This window comes from Flavobacterium sp. FG68, from assembly GCF_057808895.1.
Genome location: NZ_JBMDIY010000052.1, coordinates 14,720 through 33,313, shown reverse-complemented (window position 1 = coordinate 33,313; position 18,594 = coordinate 14,720). Strand labels below are relative to the sequence as shown.

Sequence of the window (18,594 nt, the reverse complement as noted above, 5' to 3'; positions counted from 1 at the left end):
AGCTCGACAAAGATTGATGAATTACTATGAGGAGTTTCTTGCGAAGATTTCTCCTTCGTCGAAATGACAAAAAGATGGAGAAAATTTGACAAAATTAGATAACAAGGACACTTTGTCTCAATATCTTAAATGTGAATTTCACAATTAAACAAAGAACAAAAACAAAAAACTATAAATAGAATAAAGATGAAAAGAGGAATATTCATAATCGCGTTATTATTTTCCGTTCAAATGTTTTCGCAGGCCATTTATGAAGATGAACGTTATGTACCGGAAACGGATCCGTTGGTGTTGAAAAATTTAGAAGCATGGCAAGGCAAAAAGTTTGGATTATTAATGCACTGGGGAACATACAGCCAATGGGGAATTGTAGAATCATGGTCAATATGCCCGGAAGATTATGGATGGTGCGAGCGTAAAAAAGGAAGCAATCCTGCCAATTATAATCAATATGTAAAAGATTATGAAGGTTTGAAAAAGACTTTCAACCCAACTAAATTTGATCCTGTAAAATGGGCAAAAGCGGCAAAAGCAGCCGGAATGAAATACATGGTTTTTACCACCAAACACCATGACGGATTTAATATGTACGATACTAAATATTCTGATTATAAAGTAACAGACAAAGATTGTCCTTTCAGCACAAATCCAAAAGCCGATGTTTTAAAAGAAGTTTTCAACGCTTTTAGAGCAGAGAATATTTCAACAGGAGCTTATTTCTCAAAACCAGACTGGCATAACGAAAATTACTGGGATCCGTATTTTCCGCCTTTCGACAGAAACGTAAATTACGATCCGTCATTATATCCGGAAAAATGGCAGAAATATGTTGACTTCACCCACAACCAAATTTTAGAAATCCTTACGAATTACGGTAAAGTAGATATTTTATGGCTTGACGGAGGATGGGTTAGAAAAAGAGATCAGCAAAACTTAAAAGAAAACTACGATGAGAAATTTGCTGAAAATGAATCTAAAAACGGTTTCATCAAACACAGAGTTGTGGATCAGGATCCCAAAATGGACGAATTGGTGGTGAAAGCACGCCAAAAACAACCAGGATTAATCGTGGTAGACAGAGCGGTTCACGGAAAAAATCAAAATTATTTAACTCCAGAAGGTCGTGTTCCTGCAAAAACATTACATTATCCTTGGGAATCTTGTATCACTTCTGGCGGCGGATGGTCTTATACTCCAGATGCAAAATACATGACGGGAAGACAAGGAATTCACATGTTGGTTGACATTGTTGCAAAAGGCGGAAACCTATTATTAAACGTTGCCCCAAGTCCGGAAGGAGAATGGCAGCAAGGTGCTTATGATTTATTGCAAGCTTATGCAGACTGGATGAAAGTAAACAGTGTTGCGATTTATGATACAAAACCAATTGAACCTTTTAAGGAAGATAATATCTGCTTTACACAAAATAAAGCCGGAAATGTATTTGCTTTTTATTTAGCAAAAGACGGAGAAGATAAAATTCCTGCAAGCGTTACAGTGAAATCTATCAGCCCTAAAAAAGGAACAAAAATTACCATGTTAGGTTCTAAAACTTCTCTAAAATGGACAAAAGAAGGAAACGGATTTAAAGTGGTAATTCCAGAAAGCCTTAGAAATAATTTACCTGCAAAAGAAGCATGGACTTTAAAAATAGAAGCTATTAACAGATAAGAATATGTTTTCAATATCAAAAAAATTAATTTTAAAAACAGCATGCAGCTTTTGCATGCTGTTTTTTAGCATCACAAGTTTTGCACAACAACCTGCAGATTATGTGAATCCGTTTATTGGAACTTCCAACTTTGGAGCTGCTTTTCCGGGACCGATTGCACCACGCGGAATGGCAAGTATAAGTCCGTTTAATGTTGCCGGGGTAAAAAATACTCCAATGGAAAAAGACAGTCAGTGGCTGTCGAATCCATATGTAAACGAAAACACTTTTTTAACCGGATTTAGTCAGGTCAATTTGAGCGGTGTAGGTTGTCCGGAACTGGGCGTTATTTTATTGATGCCAACAACCGGAAATCTGGAAATCGATCATTTAAAATACGGATCGACGTATTCTAATGAAGTGGCAAAAGCCGGATATTACAGCGTTGACCTTAAGAAATATAAGGTTAAAGGAGAATTTACAGCTTCAAAACGAGTTGGTGTAAGCAGATTCTCTTTCCCGAAAGGACAGTCGAACATTTTAATAAATCTTGGTTTAGGATTAACGAATGAAGAAGGCTCGATGATTAAAGTCGTTTCTTCTACAGAAATTGAAGGAATGCGTTCTGTTGGTTCGTTTTGTTATAACAGCCCTGAAGATGCTTATCCAGTTTATTTTGTAGCCAAGTTTTCTAAACCTGCTGAAAAATTCGGCGTTTGGAAAAAACCTTCTAAATACAATGGCGTTGAGGCACAATGGATGTCAGGATATAACGGCAAGGCAAGAATAATGAAAAATACCATCAAAACAGTAGTTGGCGATAGTATTGGAAGTTATTTCAGCTACAAATTCGACAAACAAGAAACGGTTGAAGTTAAAATTGGAATTTCGTATGTAAGCATCGAAAATGCCAGAGAAAATTTAGAAAAAGAAACCGGAGATAAATCGTTTGATGCCGTTTATAAAGACACTTACAAAGAATGGAACGACGAACTTTCGAAGATTTTAGTCGAAGGCGGTTCCGAAGATGATAAAACTATTTTCTACACCGCTTTATATCATACATTAATTCATCCGAATACTTTAAATGATGTAAACGGAGAATATCCGCAGATTAAAAGAACCAAAATTGGTAAAACCGATGGCACGCGTTATACCGTATTTTCATTATGGGACACGTATCGAAACATGCATCCGTTAACGTCTTTAGTTTATCCTAAGCAGCAATCGGATATGATAAAAAGCATGTTGAAAATGTATGATGAAAACGGCTGGCTGCCAAAATGGGAATTAAATTCTACAGAAACATTTACAATGGTAGGAGATCCGGCAAGTATTGTTATTGTTGATGCCTGCTTAAAAGGAATTCAGGATTTTGATGTTTACAAAGCTTATTATGCCATGTTAAAAGGAGCAGACCAAATTGAAAATAATCCGCTGCGTCCGGGGCTTAAAGAATATATAGAAAAAGGATATTTATCTACTAATTATCCCGGACCTGTTTCTACAACGCTGGAATACAATACTTCAGATTATGCGATTTCACTTTTAGCAAAAGCTTTGGGTGAAAAAGAAGATTATAAACGTTTTGCTAAACGTTCACTATCCTACCAAAAATTATTTGACAAAAATTTAAAATTACTCCGTCCAAGAATTGCTAACGGAAATTGGTACGAACCTTTTGACCCTGAAGCTGGATCTAATTTTGAAGCAAATGTTGGTTTTATCGAAGGAAATGCGTGGCAATATGCTTTTATGGTTCCGCATGATATCAAAGGATTGATGAAATTAATGGGCGGTGACAAACCTTTCTCAGATCAATTGCAAAAAGTTTTTGATGACAAAAAATTTGATATGGCAAACGAGCCGGATATTGCTTATCCCTACTTATTCAATTATGTAAAAGGCGAAGAATGGAGAAGTCAGGAACTGGTTAAAAAACTGGTACAGGAATATTTTCAAAACAAACCAAAAGGATTACCCGGAAATGATGATACCGGAACAATGTCGGCTTGGTTAGTATATTCCATGATGGGATTTTATCCAATATCTCCGGGCGACCCAATTTATACGATTACAACACCAATGTTTGATAAAGTAACAATCAAATTAGATTCAAGATATTATAAAAAAGAAAATATTGTTATTGAAAAAGAAATCAATACTGACGGAAAAATCAAAACAATAGAATTAAACGGAAAACCACTGAACAGTTATTTCATTTCACACGATGATTTTGTGAATGGAGGAACGCTCAAAGTGATTCAAAATTAAACTCTCACAACTATGTTACAACTCAAAATCAAAAAAACAGCCATTATTTTTGTAATGGCTGTAGGTTTTTTTAACCAAACCTATGCGCAGAAAAAATACCCGTACCAAGACGCAAAACTACCGACAGAAGATAGGGTAAAAGACTTGTTAAGCCGTATGTCGCTTGAAGAAAAAGTGCGCCAGATGGATATGTACAAAGGCGAATTTTTTAAAGAAAAAGAAGATTTCTCTAAAGTAAAATCAGATGCTAAAATTGGAAATCTTGGAATTGGGGCGATTCATGATATTTATCCGCGTTCGGCAAAAATGATTAATGATCTTCAAAGTGAGATAATTAAAAAAAATAAATGGGGAATTCCTGCGCTTATTATGTGCGAGATGCTTCACGGTTATTTAGACGAAGGAAGTACAGCTTTCCCAATGAATATTGGTCTTGGAGCAACCTGGGATACAAACGTAATGGACAAAGTGGGAAAAGTTATTGCGATGGAAGCAAGATCACACGGAGTTCATTTTGGTCTTGGTCCAAATTTAGATTTAGGCCGTGAACCACGCTGGGGACGTGTTGCCGAAACTTTTGGTGAAGATGCGTATTTAAACAGCGAAATTGGTTTGGCGATGATTAAAGGAATGCAAGGCGATGATTTAAAATCAGACCGTTCGATTATTGCAGAACCTAAACATTTTGCCGTTCACGGTATTCCGCAGGCGGGAGGAAATTCTTCTCCAATTTTAGTGGGAGAACGTTCGGCGAGAGAAGATCATTTGCCTTCATTTGAAAAAGCATTCAGAAAAGGCGGCGCATTAGGAACAATGTGTGCGTATTCTGAATTAGACGGAATTCCTTGTGCAGCGAATCATTGGTTATTGACTGATGTTTTGAGAAACGAATGGGGTTTTAAAGGAATTGTAGTTTCAGATTTAGGAGCTATAAAATATCTTCAGGTAACACATTTTGTTACCAGTTCTCCAAAAGAAAGTATTAGAGAAGCTATTGCAGCGGGAGTTGATATGCAGTTTTATGATTTTACAAATGAATTCTGGCAAACGAGTATTATAGAATTAGTAAACGAAAAGAAACTAACAATGGCGCAGATTGACCGTGCTGCCGGAGGGGTTTTGCGTTTGAAATTCTTATTGGGATTATTCGAAAATCCATACACCGATAAAAACCTCATCAAAGAACGTTTTCATACCAAAGAAAATCAGAATGTTGCTCTGGAAGCGGCTCAAAAATCTATGGTTTTGTTGAAAAATGACAACAACATTCTGCCTTTAAGCAAAGACATAAAAAATGTTGCTGTTATTGGGCCAAATGCAAATGCTTCAAGACTTGGAGGTTATGCTCCAAAAAACAGTGTTGGAATGACAGTTTACGAAGGTATTCAGCAATTAGTTGGAAAATCAGCCAATGTTGTTTATGAAGAAGGTGTTCCTTTAATTGTAAAAGGACAAATTATTCCATCTAAATATTTATTTACTCCAGATGAAGCTCAAAACGGATTAAAAGGAGAATATTTCAATAACAGAAATGTTGAAGGAACTCCTGCATTGACTCGTATCGACAATCAATTAGAGTTTGACTGGCCTTGGTCTCCGGGTGATGGCGTTACAGATGATGATTTCTCAATTCGTTGGACTGGTTATATAAAATCAGATAAAGCATTTGACGGCTGGATTGGTTTAAGTTCTGATGACGGAATCAGAATGTGGATTGACGATCAATTGGTTATCGACAACTGGACAAAAGGTGCGACAAGCATGGTTACAACGCCAAAAAATATTGAAGCAGGAAAAAAATACAAAGTCCGCATAGAAATGTGGGAAGGCGGCTGGGGAGCCAGAGCACATTTACGCTGGAATTTAGAAAAAGTAAACTTACAGCCTGCAATCGATGCTGCTAAAAAAGCCGATGTTGCGATTGTAGTTTTAGGAGAATCAAACGAATTGGTGGAAGAAAACAGAGATGTTGCTTCTTTAGACTTATTCGGGATGCAGCAGGAATTGATCGAAGAAATTCAAAAAACAGGAACTCCTGTAGTTTGTGTATTGTTAAACGGACGTCCGCTTTCGACAAACTGGATTGCAGAAAATATTCCGGCAGTGGTTGAAGGCTGGTTTCCGGGAGAATTAGGAGGAAGAGCAGTAGCTGATGTTTTATTTGGAGATTATAATCCGGGTGGAAGATTACCAATTACAGTTCCAAAATCAGTTGGACAGCTACCTATATATTATAACCAAAAACGATCTGCGATTCATAGATACGTTGCAGAAAGTGAACATCCTTTATATACATTCGGTTACGGATTAAGTTATACGAAGTTTGAATATTCAAATTTGAAAATCAGTTCAAAAGAAATTAAAGCTGACGGAGAGCTAAAAGTTTCAGTTGATGTTAAAAACACTGGAAGCAGAGACGGAGACGAAGTTGCACAATTATATATTAAGGATGTTTACAGCAGTACGACAACTCCTGAAAAAACCTTAAAAGGATTTAAAAGATTAAATGTTAAGAAAGGTGAAACCAAAACGGTTGAGTTTATACTTACACCAGATGAGTTATCTATTTGGAACAGAGAAATGAAACGTGTTGTAGAACCGGGAGATTTTGAAGTTATGGTTGGAGGAAATTCTACAGATTTGATCAAAACAAATTTCAAAGTTTTGAACTAATTCGATGAAAACTAATAATATTTTTAACGTTTAAGAGAATTAAGAAAGAATGTGGTTGAAAAAAGAGTAAAACACTTCGATTAATGCGAACAAGGTGTTGGAAATAAAGAGGATAAAGATTACAATTTAAAACGTTTTCGTACCCTTGAAAGATAAATGTATTCCCAACACCTTTTCAAACTTGTCATTTGTCGAAATTATATCCTGTTAACAAAATGTATTCTTAAGTTTAACATGTTATTAACTCAAAAAACAACTAAATATGATCAAGAACGTACTAAAATTACTGTTTGTGATATGCTTATTTGGATTTCAAAATCTGGAAGCACAAACAATAGTAAAAGGAACGATAACAGATGCCCAAAGCGGAATTCCGATCCCTGGGGCAAATGTTGTTGTTAAGGGAACAAAAACAAGTACATCATCAGATTTTGATGGTAAGTACTCTATTACAGTTCCAAATCAATCAGCAGTTTTGGTTTTCTCTTATGTTGGTTCAGCTTCAAAAGAAGTGGCCGTGGGAACTCAAACTACCATTAATGCTGCTTTAGGAGCTTCGGCACAACAATTAGGAGAAGTAGTAGTAACTGCTCTTGGTATCAAGAGAGAGAAAAAAGCAATTACGTATTCAGCTCAAAACATTGGAGTAGACGAATTATCAGAAGCAAGGTCTTTAAACGTTGCTAACTCACTATCTGGTAAAGTTGCTGGTCTTAACTACTCTACAACTTCAAATGGTGTTGGTTCTTCTTCAAGAATTACATTAAGAGGTAACAGATCTCTTAACGGAAACAACCAGCCATTATATGTAGTAGATGGTGTGCCTATCAGTAACGGTACAACAACAACAAATCCTGATATTGATACAGGAGGAACTACACAGCCAGACGGTATTTCAAACATCAACCCGGAGGATATTGCTTCGATGACTGTTTTAAAAGGACCTTCTGCAGCAGCTCTTTACGGATCAAGAGCGAGTAATGGTGTTATCGTAATTACAACAAAATCAGGAAAATCAGGAAAAACATCTGTTTCGGTATCTTCTAATTTCATGGCTTCATCTGCATACAATTTGATGAATTTACAAAATGAATATGGACAGGGAGCAAATGGAGTTTACAATCCAACTTCCAGCTCAAGCTGGGGAGGAAAATTAGACGGAAGCCAGGTTTCAAACTGGCAGTTAGTTCGTAACCCAAATTATGCTGGGCCGGCTACACAAAGTTATTCTCCACAGCCAAACAACGTAATTGATTTTTACAAAACAGGTTACAATTTAGCTAATACTTTAACAGTAACAGCTGGTAACGAAAAAGCGCAGGGTTATTTCTCTTACACTAACACGCGCGCTGAAGGTATTGTTGGCGGAAACCAATTAGACAGACACAATCTTAACTTAAGATTGACTAGTAAAATCTCTGATAAATTATCATTAGATGTAAAAACAAACTACATCGTTCAGGACATTGATAACTTATTAAGAACCGGTGAAGAATCTATTGGAACGTCAGCTTATTTATTGCCTCGTAGTATCGCATATAACGATTATAAAAACTTCGAATATTTTGATGCTGCAGGACAAAGACAAATGAATTATTTTATCGATGAAACAGGATCTCCGGGAGGAAACCCATTCTGGTCTGCTTTAAGAGATGACGCCCGTTCAGATAAAAGAAACAGATTTATTGGTTTAGCTTCCCTTAAATATGAATTTACAAAAACGTTAAGTTTACAAGGTAGAGCTGGTTTAGACCAAATGACAAACAAAAACGTAAGAAACAGATATGCAACTGTAGCATTCAACAACAACTTAGGTTCATACAGCGAATCTTATGAAACTGTAAGCGAATTGAATATTGATGCTTTACTTTCTTACAATGAAAAATTTGGAGATTTTTCTGTTGGACTTAATGCTGGTGCCAGTTCATTGCAGCAAAGTAATTCAGCTTTAAATTCAGGAGGAGTTTTAAGTAAAAGAAACTATTTTGCATTGTCTAACGTACAAACAATTCAATCAACTTCTACAGCTTCAGAAAAAAGAATTAACTCTGTTTACGGATTTGGTCAAATTGGTTTCAGAAACTATTTGTTCTTAGATTTAACGGCAAGAAATGACTGGTCTTCAACTTTACCAACAGATTATTTCTATCCTTCTGTAGGTCTTTCAGCTGTGATTTCAGACATGGTTAAATTACCGGAAGTAATTAGTTTTGCAAAATTAAGAGCTTCTTATGCACAAGTTGGTAACGATACTGATCCTTATCAAACTCAACAAAGATTTTCATACATTGGTGGAAACGGCGGTATGTTATACGGACAAAGCACAAAAGCAAATCCAAACTTAAAACCAGAGATTTCTTCTTCTACAGAGATTGGTGCAGATGTAAGATTCTTTAATAATCGTTTAGGTTTAGATTTTACCTACTTTAATACTTTAACTGATAACCAAATTTTCTATATCAATACTCCAGAATCTTCTTCTTTCTCAAGAGCGATTGTGAACGGTGGTGATATTGAAAATAAAGGTATCGAGCTTACACTTACAGCAACTCCTATTCAAACAGAAAACTTTAGCTGGGATATTACAGCAAACTACGCATCTTATAAATCAAAAGTAAAATCGATTTATGATGGTAGAGATGAATTAGTTCTTGGAGAAGGACGTTTGGTAAGAAGTAAAGTTGTTCAGGGCGGCGAATACGGAGATTTATATATTAAAGGTTTCCAAAGAGATCCAAACGGAAATGTTATTGTAAACAGTGCAGGTATCCCTCTGGCAACAAATGGTTTTGATGTACGTGCCGGAAACTTTAACCCGGACTGGACTGGAGGTTTTAAAAATAACTTTAAATACAAAGATTTCTCTTTAAGCTTTTTAGTTGATTTTAGAATTGGCGGAGAAGTTATTTCATACACTCAGGCCAGACAAGCTGGTTTAGGAGTTAGTGATGTTACTTTAGCAGGAAGAGAAGGCGGAATTATTGTTGATGGTGTTGTTTCTAACGGAAACGGTACTTATTCTCCAAATACTACAAGCATTACGGCAGAGCAATACTGGACAGCTATTGGACAAAGAACTCCTATTGCAGAACCTTTTATTTATGATGCAACAAACATTAGATTAAGAGAGCTTGTTTTTGGTTATTCTTTACCAAAACGTATATTAGGTAATTCAGGATTTACAAATATTGATTTTTCATTAGTGGGAAGAAATTTATTCTTCTTCGTGAACAAAGCTAAATATTTTGATCCAGAGGCAGGAGCAGGAACAGGAAACCTGCAAGGTATAGAATCTTTCAACATTCCTTCAACGAGAGATTATGGAGTTAATGTGAAATTTGGATTTTAATTAAATAAAGAGAGATATCATGAAATATAGTTTTAAAATAAAAACGTTAGGAGTTGCATTAATGGCAGTTTCTATTTTGTCAAGCTGCACTGGTGACTTTGACGAAATAAACAAAGATCCTAATTCATTGACTGAAGATCAGTTAGATGCTACATTAGCAGGGCCATCATTTGCATCTGCGCTTTATGCAGGTATTCATAACGGGTCTTATTCATCGCCAGGTGTTGATGATCAGGGAACTTGGGGTATTGCTACAGGTATTTTATCTTCTACTTTTATTCAATATTTAAATTGCGGATATGGTACTGAGAGAAATGCATTTGTAAACGGATACGAAGGCCGTGGATGGACAAGATTTTACACTGTTGCAGTTCCGGCTTTAAATAATGCTATTAAAGCATCGGAAGGAAACGCTGAAGCTTTGGCAGTTCTTAAAATCTGGAAAGTTTTTATGTACAACCAAATGGTTGATGCTTACGGACCAATTCCGTACACTGAAGCAGGAAACGGAAAAGAAAAAGTAGCTTATGACAGTGTAGAGTCTATCTACGAAGACTTTTTTAAATTATTGAATGAAGCAAATACGACATTAAGTTCTACATCTGTAACAACTGTGGCTTCGTTTCAGCCAAACGACAGAGTGTATGCAGGAAGTGTAGCTAAATGGAGAGTTTTTGGAAACAGTTTAAGACTTCGTTTAGCTTTAAGAATTTCTGATAAAGAACCTGCAAAAGCAAAAACAGAAGCAGAAGCTGCTGTTGCTGCAGGTGTAATGCAGACAAACGATCAAAGTGCTTTTTTCAAAGCGAGCAATATTACTCCAAACAATTTAAATATGATTGTAAACAGCTGGGGTTATACTATGACAGCTTCTATGGAAAGTATTTTGGTTGGATACAACGACCCTCGTTTAGCAAAATGGTTTGCTCCGCTTGACGCTTCAGCTCCGACTCCTGTTTATAGAGGACAGCCAATAGGAGGTTTAGAAGATCAGTTTGGAACAACTAAATTCTCTGCTTTCAACAATGATATTATGGGTAACGGAGCTGCAGGAAACGTAAGCGAATCTAAAAATATCGAAATCTTCATGGCTTCTGAAAACTATTTAAGCAGAGCAGAAGGTGCTTTAAACGGATGGAACATGGGCGGAACAGCTCAAAGTTTGTACGAAACAGGTATTAGATTGTCTTTACAACAATGGGGAATCACTAACGCTGCTGATATCAACAGCTATATTGCAGGTTCAACTTTACCAACTTTACCAAACGTACTTACGGTTTATCCAACTTTAGATTTACAAGATATTCCGGTAAAATTGCCTGTTGCATGGTCTTCTACAGAAGCAAATCAGAGAACTCAAATTGCAGTTCAAAAGTATTTGGCAATTTTCCCAGAATCGTGGGAAGCTTGGGCAGATTTACGTAGAAGTGATGCAAAAGTTATTTATCCGCCGTTGAATACAGATAATACTGATCCGGGAGTTGGAAAAAGCTTAATGAAACGTATCATTTATGTTACAAACGAATATTCTTCAAACAAAGACGCAGTTACAGACGGAATCTCAAAACTTGGAGGTCCTGATTCTGGAGGAACTAAACTTTGGTGGGATACAAAATAATTATTTGGTTGAGTAGAGATCCACACAATCTTTACTTAAAAATTCAAAAGGAGAGGAAACTCTCCTTTTGTTTTATATAAAAGTCAGATTATGAATTTAAAAAAATACGGTTCAATTGTTTTATTAGTTTCTGTTTTTCTTGCTTGTAAATCAATTAAAAATGAACCAAAAGCAGTTAATATTACCCAAAATTATATTGCAGCAAATCAGGTTACAGCGGCCAGTCATGCTTCAACATTGGTCGAATTAGAAAATAATACACTTCTGGCAGCTTGGTTTGGCGGAAAATATGAAGGCGCAAAAGATGTCAGTATTTATATTTCATCTTATAAAGAACAAAAATGGTCGGCACCAAAAAAACTGATTGAGCCTCTAGTTAAAGATGGTGATACACTGCCGTGCTGGAATCCGGTTTTGTTTAAAAGTAAAAGTCAGAATTTGTATTTATTTTATAAAGTTGGAAAAAATCCGAGAGAATGGTTTGGCGCTATGATTGTTTCTAAAGATGATGGAAAGAGTTGGAGTAATCCAAAATATCTTCCAAAAGGAATTTTAGGACCAATTCGGAACAAACCCATTGAAACTGCTCCAGGAATTATTTTATGCGGAAGCAGTACAGAAAGTGTCGACGATAATAAATGGCGAATTTTTATAGAAACTTATACAGAAGCGACGGACAGCTGGACAATTACCGATATTAATGACAAGAAGAATTTTGATATTATTCAGCCAACATTTTTGGTTCATTCTGATAAAGAAATTCAGATTTTATCCCGAAGCCGACATAATAAATTAATTTCGAGTTGGTCTGAAGATAACGGAAAAACATGGCAAAAAACAGACAGCATTAATGTTGTAAATTCAAATTCTGGAGTTGATGCCTTAACTTTATCCAATAAATCTTTTTTATTGGTCAATAATCCGCTTAAGATGGGAAAAGACTGGTTTAACGGAAGAAATGTTTTGGATGTAGAATATTCTAAAGATGGCGTAAACTGGAAAAAAATATTTGATTTGGAAAACCAGCCGGAAGGCGAATTCAGTTATCCAGCCATTATTCAGACTTCAGATAAAAAAGTTCATATTTTGTATACTTATAATCGAAAATTTATCAAGCACACAACATTTGATTTGAAATAAATTTTAAAAACAGAATTATGCAAAAATACTGTCTTGCCTTAGACCTAAATAACCACCCGGATTTAATTGCAGAATATATTGAATTTCATAAAAACGTTTGGGCAGAAATCCAGAAAAGTATCAAAGATTCAGGAATTATCAATTTAGAGATTTACAATGTTGGCGATCGCTTGTTTATGATTATTGAAGCCAATGACGGTTTCTCATTTACAGAAAAAGCAAAACAAGACGCCGAAAATCCAAAAGTACAGGAATGGGAAACGCTAATGTGGAAATTCCAAAAAGCCTTGCCACAAGCCAAATCCGGAGAAAAATGGATTTTAATGAATAAAATTTTTGAACTTAAATAAGTTGGCACACGGATGACACTGATTTGCTTCGCAAAGGCGCGGATGGGCACAGATTTTTTTATAAAATTCTATAAATAAAAATCAGTTTTAATCAGCGTTTTCACGAAGTGAATCCGTGTCATCCGTGTGCCAATTTTTAGACAACAATAATTATGAGATTTTTTAAAAAGATAAACTTTGCTTGTGTTTTGCTGCTTTTCAGCTTTATTGTAAATGCTCAAAAAAGCAACTTAGCCCAGACATTTTATAAACACGATAAATATCTTTCTTCAGATAAATTAGAAGGTCGTTTCGTTGGAACAAAAGGAAATAACGACGCAGCATCTTACATCAAAAAATATTTTAAAAAGTACGGATTAAAGAAATTCAATAACAATTATTATCAGCCATTTAAAGTATTTGTAAAAGAAGGAATCAACAAAGCAAAATCAGACAGTGTTTCGACCCAAAATGTTTTAGGATATATTGAAGGATCTGACGAAAAACTCAAAAATGAATTTATCGTTCTTGGCGCCCATTACGATCATTGGGGCTGGGGCGGAAGCGGTTCTGGAAGCAAAAAGAAAGATACGGTTGCGATTCATAACGGAGCAGATGATAATGCCTCTGGAGTTTCGGCTTTGTTGTGTATTTTGGAAGAAGTTTCGAAGTTGAAAATCAAACCGAAAAGAAGTATTATTTTTATTTCTTTCAGCGGAGAAGAAGAAGGATTATTGGGTTCAAAATATTTCATAAATCATTTACCGATAAAAAAAGAAGCCGTAAAAGTAATGCTGAATATGGATATGGTAGGAAGATTAAATGCCGAAAAACAAATCTATATGGGCGGTGCAGGAACTTTCCCAAACGGAGTTGACTTAATGAAAAAACTAGGCCAAAACAGCGGACTAAATCCTGTTGTATTTGCAGGCGATGTTGGCGGATCTGATCATGTTTCTTTTTATAAAGCTTCGATTTCTGCAATAGGTTTCCACACTGGCGGACACCCGCAATATCACACTCCCGAAGATGATATTGATTTAATTAATTTTGAAGGCGGTGCTTTGGTAAGCAAGTATATTTATAATGCTTTGGTAAGTATTGCAAATTATAATGAGGAATTGGTTTTTGTAAAGCAGGATTAAGAAAATAATCATTTTACATCAATGACTAGGTAAACTGGTTGAAGTTTATGAGGAAAACAAAAAGTTTTATGAGCATTTATTAGAAGCTGATAAAGAGAAAAGTTTATTTGGAGAAGTTGGTGAAGGAGAAGCAACTTCTTTTTGAAAAAGTCTCTTTTTTGTTATAGATAAAGTTGAAAAAAATAGACATTTTATAAAATTTTAGTTTAGAAAATAAAAAAAGCGCGAAGTCACAGACATTCGCGCAGTTTTTCAGAAAAAACTCACTGTAGAACTAAGGAGCTTATACTTTTATCGGATTGTAATGGATATATTCCATTGACGATCTAAATGGTGACGAGTAAGATTGAACATCATCCTGAAACAATAATCTTTCTACCAGCATTCTAGAGTTAAATATTCTTTTTGTAGACTATCCTTTAAAACAATAAAGTTGTCATGTTCAATGTATAATGCTTTAAAGTTTTCAGATACATTAACCATTTTGTTTGTATAATTTCTTTGTTTAATTGAATCAACACAAATAGAAACTGATCGATTATACCTTCTAAATTTATGTGGCTCTATGAAATAATAAGATTCTTTTTTTAAAATTAACTTTTTTAATTCTTGAATACTTGGCTCTTTTTTTAAAAAATAAAATTTTATTACTTTTTGTTTATCATCATATAGTAAAGCACCTTGACAGTTAATGGTATCGGTTATTGTTAAATTGGAAATGGAGTAGTTTAAACTACTATTTGTTTTACAACAGGACAATGTTACCGTTAAAAATAATAAGTAAGCTGAATTTTTCATTTATTCATTAATATTATTGTTCCTGATATTTTAACTTCATCTTTATTGTCGTTATAAGTTTTTACTACAACTTTTGGAGTGAAGTCCTTACCCTTAACATTATCTCCACTCTGAAAATTTGTTGTCTTTATAGAAACATCACTGTATGCGTTAGATGCAGTTTTAAAAGCAGCTCCAATTATTCTCTCGTTCATTTCATAAAATGCATCTGAACGACCACCCAGAGCATTGTGAGATGCTCCCAAAGCATGAGCATCTTCATGTTTATATGTGTGTGATGTTACATTTTTGTAATCGGTAAAACTTATATAATCTCCTCCTTCTTCAGTTAAGGCATTATAAGCACCACTTCCATCAGGAAACATTGCTAATGCCGGACCAACACTACCTTCATTTGTATTGAAAAAATTTCCTATTTTATCGGCCCTAGCCTTTGAATACCCATCCTCTTCGTCTTTACCCTCCACTACACTGGTCGAAAAATTAATTGTAAATGTCCCATCTTTTTTGGTCTCTAAACCATATTTTCCACTTAATGAATTTAAATATTGACTTAATTCTTTAGTAAAAGTATTTGTCTTTTCATTTCCGTCAGTATAAAAGACCTGAGTTATAGTTATTGTCATTGTTTTAAAATCAATTATGATTCCAAAATCCTTTCCATTATAATCTACAAATTTTGTAGGATTATTACCAACATATACAAAAGGTGAAAATGACTCATAACTTTCTGCCGAAGGGTCAATATTCATCCATCTACCAAGGGCGGGGTCATAATTACGTGCTCCATAATCGTAAAAGCTAAGTCCTAGCTCTTCTTGTAGTTCTTTTCCGTTATACTTAAACTTATTATCTACACCATTTATAGCTGTATTGTATCCTTTTTGCATTAATCCAAAAGGATAATAATTGGTTTCCTGAACAATTTCATTACTGTTTACAACACCATTATTGTCTTTGTCCTGATAACTGAGTCGGCTATTGCCTAAATGGTCTTTATATTGGTAAATATAATTATAAATTCCTGAATTATAAACAATGTAACCTTCGGGTTGTGCGAATTGTTTTAAAGTATTGTTTTCATAAATAAAACTTCCTGCATAATCAGTACTGCCTCCTGTACTAACCGTCTTACGTTGTTTTGTACCTATTGCATCATAAAAATAATTGATTGTGCCGCCATTTACAGTAACAGATCTAGGAAGGTTTAAATGGTTGTAACTTATAGCTGTAATATTTTTATTGGCATCAGTTTTTATGTTACCATTGTCATCATAAATGTACTCAGTAGCTGTATTGCTTCCGTTATTAAATCCTTCTGTACTGCCAGAGGTATCTTCAACTTTAGTAAGTCTGTTCCCAGTATCGTATGTATAAGCAAGAATGTCCATGTTTCCAAATGAAGTAGCTAGTGCATTTGTATTTCCCTTTCTGTCAATACTCATGATGTTACCATTCTTATCATAGGTCACATTTTCATTGTATCTTCCTGGATTTAAGGTAGAATTATCTGTTGCCTTAGTCAATCGGTTTAAATTATCATAGGTATAAGTGTAATTTTTCAGACTGTTATCAGGACTTGCCGTTTTCCAAAAAGTCTGGCTAATGTTACCATTAAATAATTTATTATCAGGAGTACTTGTGGTAGTATTATAATTTATTTGAAATGCAAACAAATCAGTTCCTAAACTGTTTATATTATTAATGTTTTTTAACCAGCCTCGTATGTTATAGCTATAGTCAACATTTTGTAAACGGGATTGTGTAGTTTTTCCTCCAACACCTTTAGCAACCAGCTGTCCTAAATTACTATAAGTATTGTTAGCAATTATTTCCTGAGCCTGATTATTAATTGACTGTTTTTGTGTTAATAAATGCCCTGTATGATCATAAGAGAAAACATCAACTATAGTAATTAAAGCGTCCGTACCTTTTTTTTGTGTTGAAGTAGTCTCTAAAACTTTTCCGGCAAAATCAAGTTTTGTTTTTACTGTAACGGTTGATGTTAAAAAATTATTCTTACTATAAGTATATATGTTTCTTCCCTTTGTATCATAATAAAGAATATTAGTTATCCAGTTTGCAGTATCTAAGACACGTATTTTTATGCATGTACTTAAACCTTTTGCATTGGTAATAGGTGTAATACCATAAGATACTACAGCAGTTCCGCCATCGAGATCAATATTGCTGTAATCATCATAATAACTTATGGTAAATATGTCAATGTCAGCAGTAGGAAATGCAATATTAGGGTAGTAAATATTGGTGTTTTTTATGTTTTTACTGGTAGTTTGTTTGTTTTCAAATAATACAGTGCTTTTATTAGCTTCAGTTTGAACTAATGCTCTTGTTGTTTGTAGAGTATTTACATATTCTCCAGTATAAATTGGTCTGCCAAAAGCGTCAAATTTAGTAAAAAGCCATTTGTTTAGGCTTCTTAAATTAGCATCTTGTGTAAGTATAGGCCTATCTAATTTATCATAAACAATATATTCCCATTCTTTTCCCGGCAGCTTTTTTTCAACTAACCTATTTTTAGTATCATATCGATATTGATAACATAAATCTTTTAATACAGGATCACTTGTTGAACCCTCAGCTTTTGGAGGTAAAACATAGGTAAGGTTTCCATAAGTATCATAAATGTAATAAGTATCATGTTTAGCTTCTGTTTGTGAAGTGTAATCAGAATAGGTACGTTTTAAAATAACCTGCCCTTCTTTATTTTTAAATTCTTCTGTTGTATTGTTTTTACCACTTACCCAGTTTTCATCTTTGGTAATGGTTTTATACAATTGATTGTCGGCATAATTTATAGTTGAAGTAACAGCAGGCACATGTACATTATCTGCATTTACAGTTGTAGTAACTACAAAAAGTTTAACCTGGTCGACATCAGCAGTATTATTGGTTCGATAATCAAATTTTATTTCATGTCCGCTATTTAAAGCCCAGTCTTTTCCGGGAGCTGCTTGTAATAGTACTCGGTTTAAAGGCGTGTTTTCAAGTTTTTTTTGAGAAAAAGGATTCGGCAAGGCAGCATCGATATCTTGCGGGTAATTAAGTTTATAATAATCATTAGTTCCTTTTTCTGCATCAGTGCTGTTTCTATATGATGCTAAAGAACTTGAATTATCCATGTAAGGAAGGTATTCTTTTTCCTGAATTCCTATATTATTATAGGAGATATGGTTAACAATATCACTTTTATTAGGAGCACCTTTTATAGCAATACTCTGCATAGGTCTGCCTAAACCATCATGATAGGTTATACTTTCTAAAACATCGGAGTTATTGACAATGTTTTCAGAAGATAATAATGCAGTTTGATATTTACGCGTAAATACGAAATTCTCATTGCTAAAAGCAAATAGTGGAATATATGCGTCAGGAGTAATTTTAGCTACAAATGTGCTTCCCGATTTTATGTGTGTATTTGTGCCTAATGTAATGCTTTGTGTAGCAATGAGGGTTTCGGTTCCAGTTACTGTATAGGCACCGCTAGCACCTCCTTTAACAATAGTTGCAGGGACTTGTGCTTGAGTATATATTGTGAATAACAACAAAATAATTTGTATGCTATATCGTTTTGTTTTGTTCATCATAACTAATGA

The 18,594-nt window shown here is 34.7% G+C and carries 10 protein-coding genes; 8 read left to right on the top strand and 2 right to left on the bottom strand.

Features of this window, described 5'->3' with window-relative positions:
• Nucleotides 1–186: 186 nt before the first annotated feature.
• The 8 genes from ACODSB_RS22950 to ACODSB_RS22915 all read left to right on the top strand — a co-directional run bounded on the left by ACODSB_RS22950 (nucleotide 187) and on the right by ACODSB_RS22915 (nucleotide 14,179).
• Nucleotides 187–1,671, top strand: coding sequence for an alpha-L-fucosidase (locus tag ACODSB_RS22950; protein ID WP_488938741.1), 1,485 nt, complete (start codon nucleotides 187–189; stop codon nucleotides 1,669–1,671).
• Nucleotides 1,672–1,675: 4 nt separating this feature from the next.
• Nucleotides 1,676–3,925, top strand: coding sequence for a GH92 family glycosyl hydrolase (locus ACODSB_RS22945; RefSeq protein WP_488938740.1), 2,250 nt, complete (start codon nucleotides 1,676–1,678; stop codon nucleotides 3,923–3,925).
• A gap of 12 nt (nucleotides 3,926–3,937) precedes the next feature.
• Nucleotides 3,938–6,598 (top strand): glycoside hydrolase family 3 N-terminal domain-containing protein, encoded by a 2,661-nt coding sequence (locus tag ACODSB_RS22940; RefSeq protein WP_488938739.1) that lies wholly within the window; start codon nucleotides 3,938–3,940, stop codon nucleotides 6,596–6,598.
• 262 nt (nucleotides 6,599–6,860) lie between these two features.
• Nucleotides 6,861–9,947: a SusC/RagA family TonB-linked outer membrane protein gene (locus tag ACODSB_RS22935; protein WP_488938738.1), complete on the top strand. Its 3,087-nt coding sequence runs from the start codon at nucleotides 6,861–6,863 to the stop codon at nucleotides 9,945–9,947.
• A 19-nt stretch (nucleotides 9,948–9,966) separates the two neighbouring features.
• Nucleotides 9,967–11,565, top strand: coding sequence for a SusD/RagB family nutrient-binding outer membrane lipoprotein (locus ACODSB_RS22930; RefSeq protein ID WP_053471163.1), 1,599 nt, complete (start codon nucleotides 9,967–9,969; stop codon nucleotides 11,563–11,565).
• Nucleotides 11,566–11,655: 90 nt separating this feature from the next.
• Nucleotides 11,656–12,705 (top strand): sialidase family protein, encoded by a 1,050-nt coding sequence (locus tag ACODSB_RS22925; protein ID WP_488938737.1) that lies wholly within the window; start codon nucleotides 11,656–11,658, stop codon nucleotides 12,703–12,705.
• A gap of 17 nt (nucleotides 12,706–12,722) precedes the next feature.
• Nucleotides 12,723–13,055: an L-rhamnose mutarotase gene (locus ACODSB_RS22920; RefSeq protein WP_488938736.1), complete on the top strand. Its 333-nt coding sequence runs from the start codon at nucleotides 12,723–12,725 to the stop codon at nucleotides 13,053–13,055.
• Between the two features lie 152 nt (nucleotides 13,056–13,207).
• Nucleotides 13,208–14,179, top strand: a complete 972-nt coding sequence (locus tag ACODSB_RS22915; protein ID WP_488938735.1) for a M20/M25/M40 family metallo-hydrolase — start codon at nucleotides 13,208–13,210, stop codon at nucleotides 14,177–14,179.
• 375 nt (nucleotides 14,180–14,554) lie between these two features.
• On the opposite strand, the gene ACODSB_RS22910 is transcribed toward ACODSB_RS22915, so the two are convergent.
• Both ACODSB_RS22910 and ACODSB_RS22905 read right to left on the bottom strand, forming a co-directional pair.
• Complete coding sequence (locus ACODSB_RS22910; protein ID WP_488938734.1) at nucleotides 14,555–14,977, bottom strand: hypothetical protein; 423 nt, start codon at nucleotides 14,975–14,977, stop codon at nucleotides 14,555–14,557.
• Nucleotides 14,974–18,585, bottom strand: a complete 3,612-nt coding sequence (locus ACODSB_RS22905) for a DUF6443 domain-containing protein (RefSeq protein WP_488938733.1) — start codon at nucleotides 18,583–18,585, stop codon at nucleotides 14,974–14,976. The genes ACODSB_RS22910 and ACODSB_RS22905 overlap by 4 nt, the downstream gene beginning before the upstream one ends.
• Nucleotides 18,586–18,594 lie beyond the last annotated feature (9 nt).

Coding starts and splice junctions, on each gene's coding strand:
- ACODSB_RS22950 (WP_488938741.1), top strand. CDS start 187: ATGAAAAGAGGAATATTCATAATCGCGTTATTATTTTCCGTTCAAATG.
- ACODSB_RS22945 (WP_488938740.1), top strand. CDS start 1,676: ATGTTTTCAATATCAAAAAAATTAATTTTAAAAACAGCATGCAGCTTT.
- ACODSB_RS22940 (WP_488938739.1), top strand. CDS start 3,938: ATGTTACAACTCAAAATCAAAAAAACAGCCATTATTTTTGTAATGGCT.
- ACODSB_RS22935 (WP_488938738.1), top strand. CDS start 6,861: ATGATCAAGAACGTACTAAAATTACTGTTTGTGATATGCTTATTTGGA.
- ACODSB_RS22930 (WP_053471163.1), top strand. CDS start 9,967: ATGAAATATAGTTTTAAAATAAAAACGTTAGGAGTTGCATTAATGGCA.
- ACODSB_RS22925 (WP_488938737.1), top strand. CDS start 11,656: ATGAATTTAAAAAAATACGGTTCAATTGTTTTATTAGTTTCTGTTTTT.
- ACODSB_RS22920 (WP_488938736.1), top strand. CDS start 12,723: ATGCAAAAATACTGTCTTGCCTTAGACCTAAATAACCACCCGGATTTA.
- ACODSB_RS22915 (WP_488938735.1), top strand. CDS start 13,208: ATGAGATTTTTTAAAAAGATAAACTTTGCTTGTGTTTTGCTGCTTTTC.
- ACODSB_RS22910 (WP_488938734.1), bottom strand. CDS start 14,977: ATGAAAAATTCAGCTTACTTATTATTTTTAACGGTAACATTGTCCTGT.
- ACODSB_RS22905 (WP_488938733.1), bottom strand. CDS start 18,585: ATGATGAACAAAACAAAACGATATAGCATACAAATTATTTTGTTGTTA.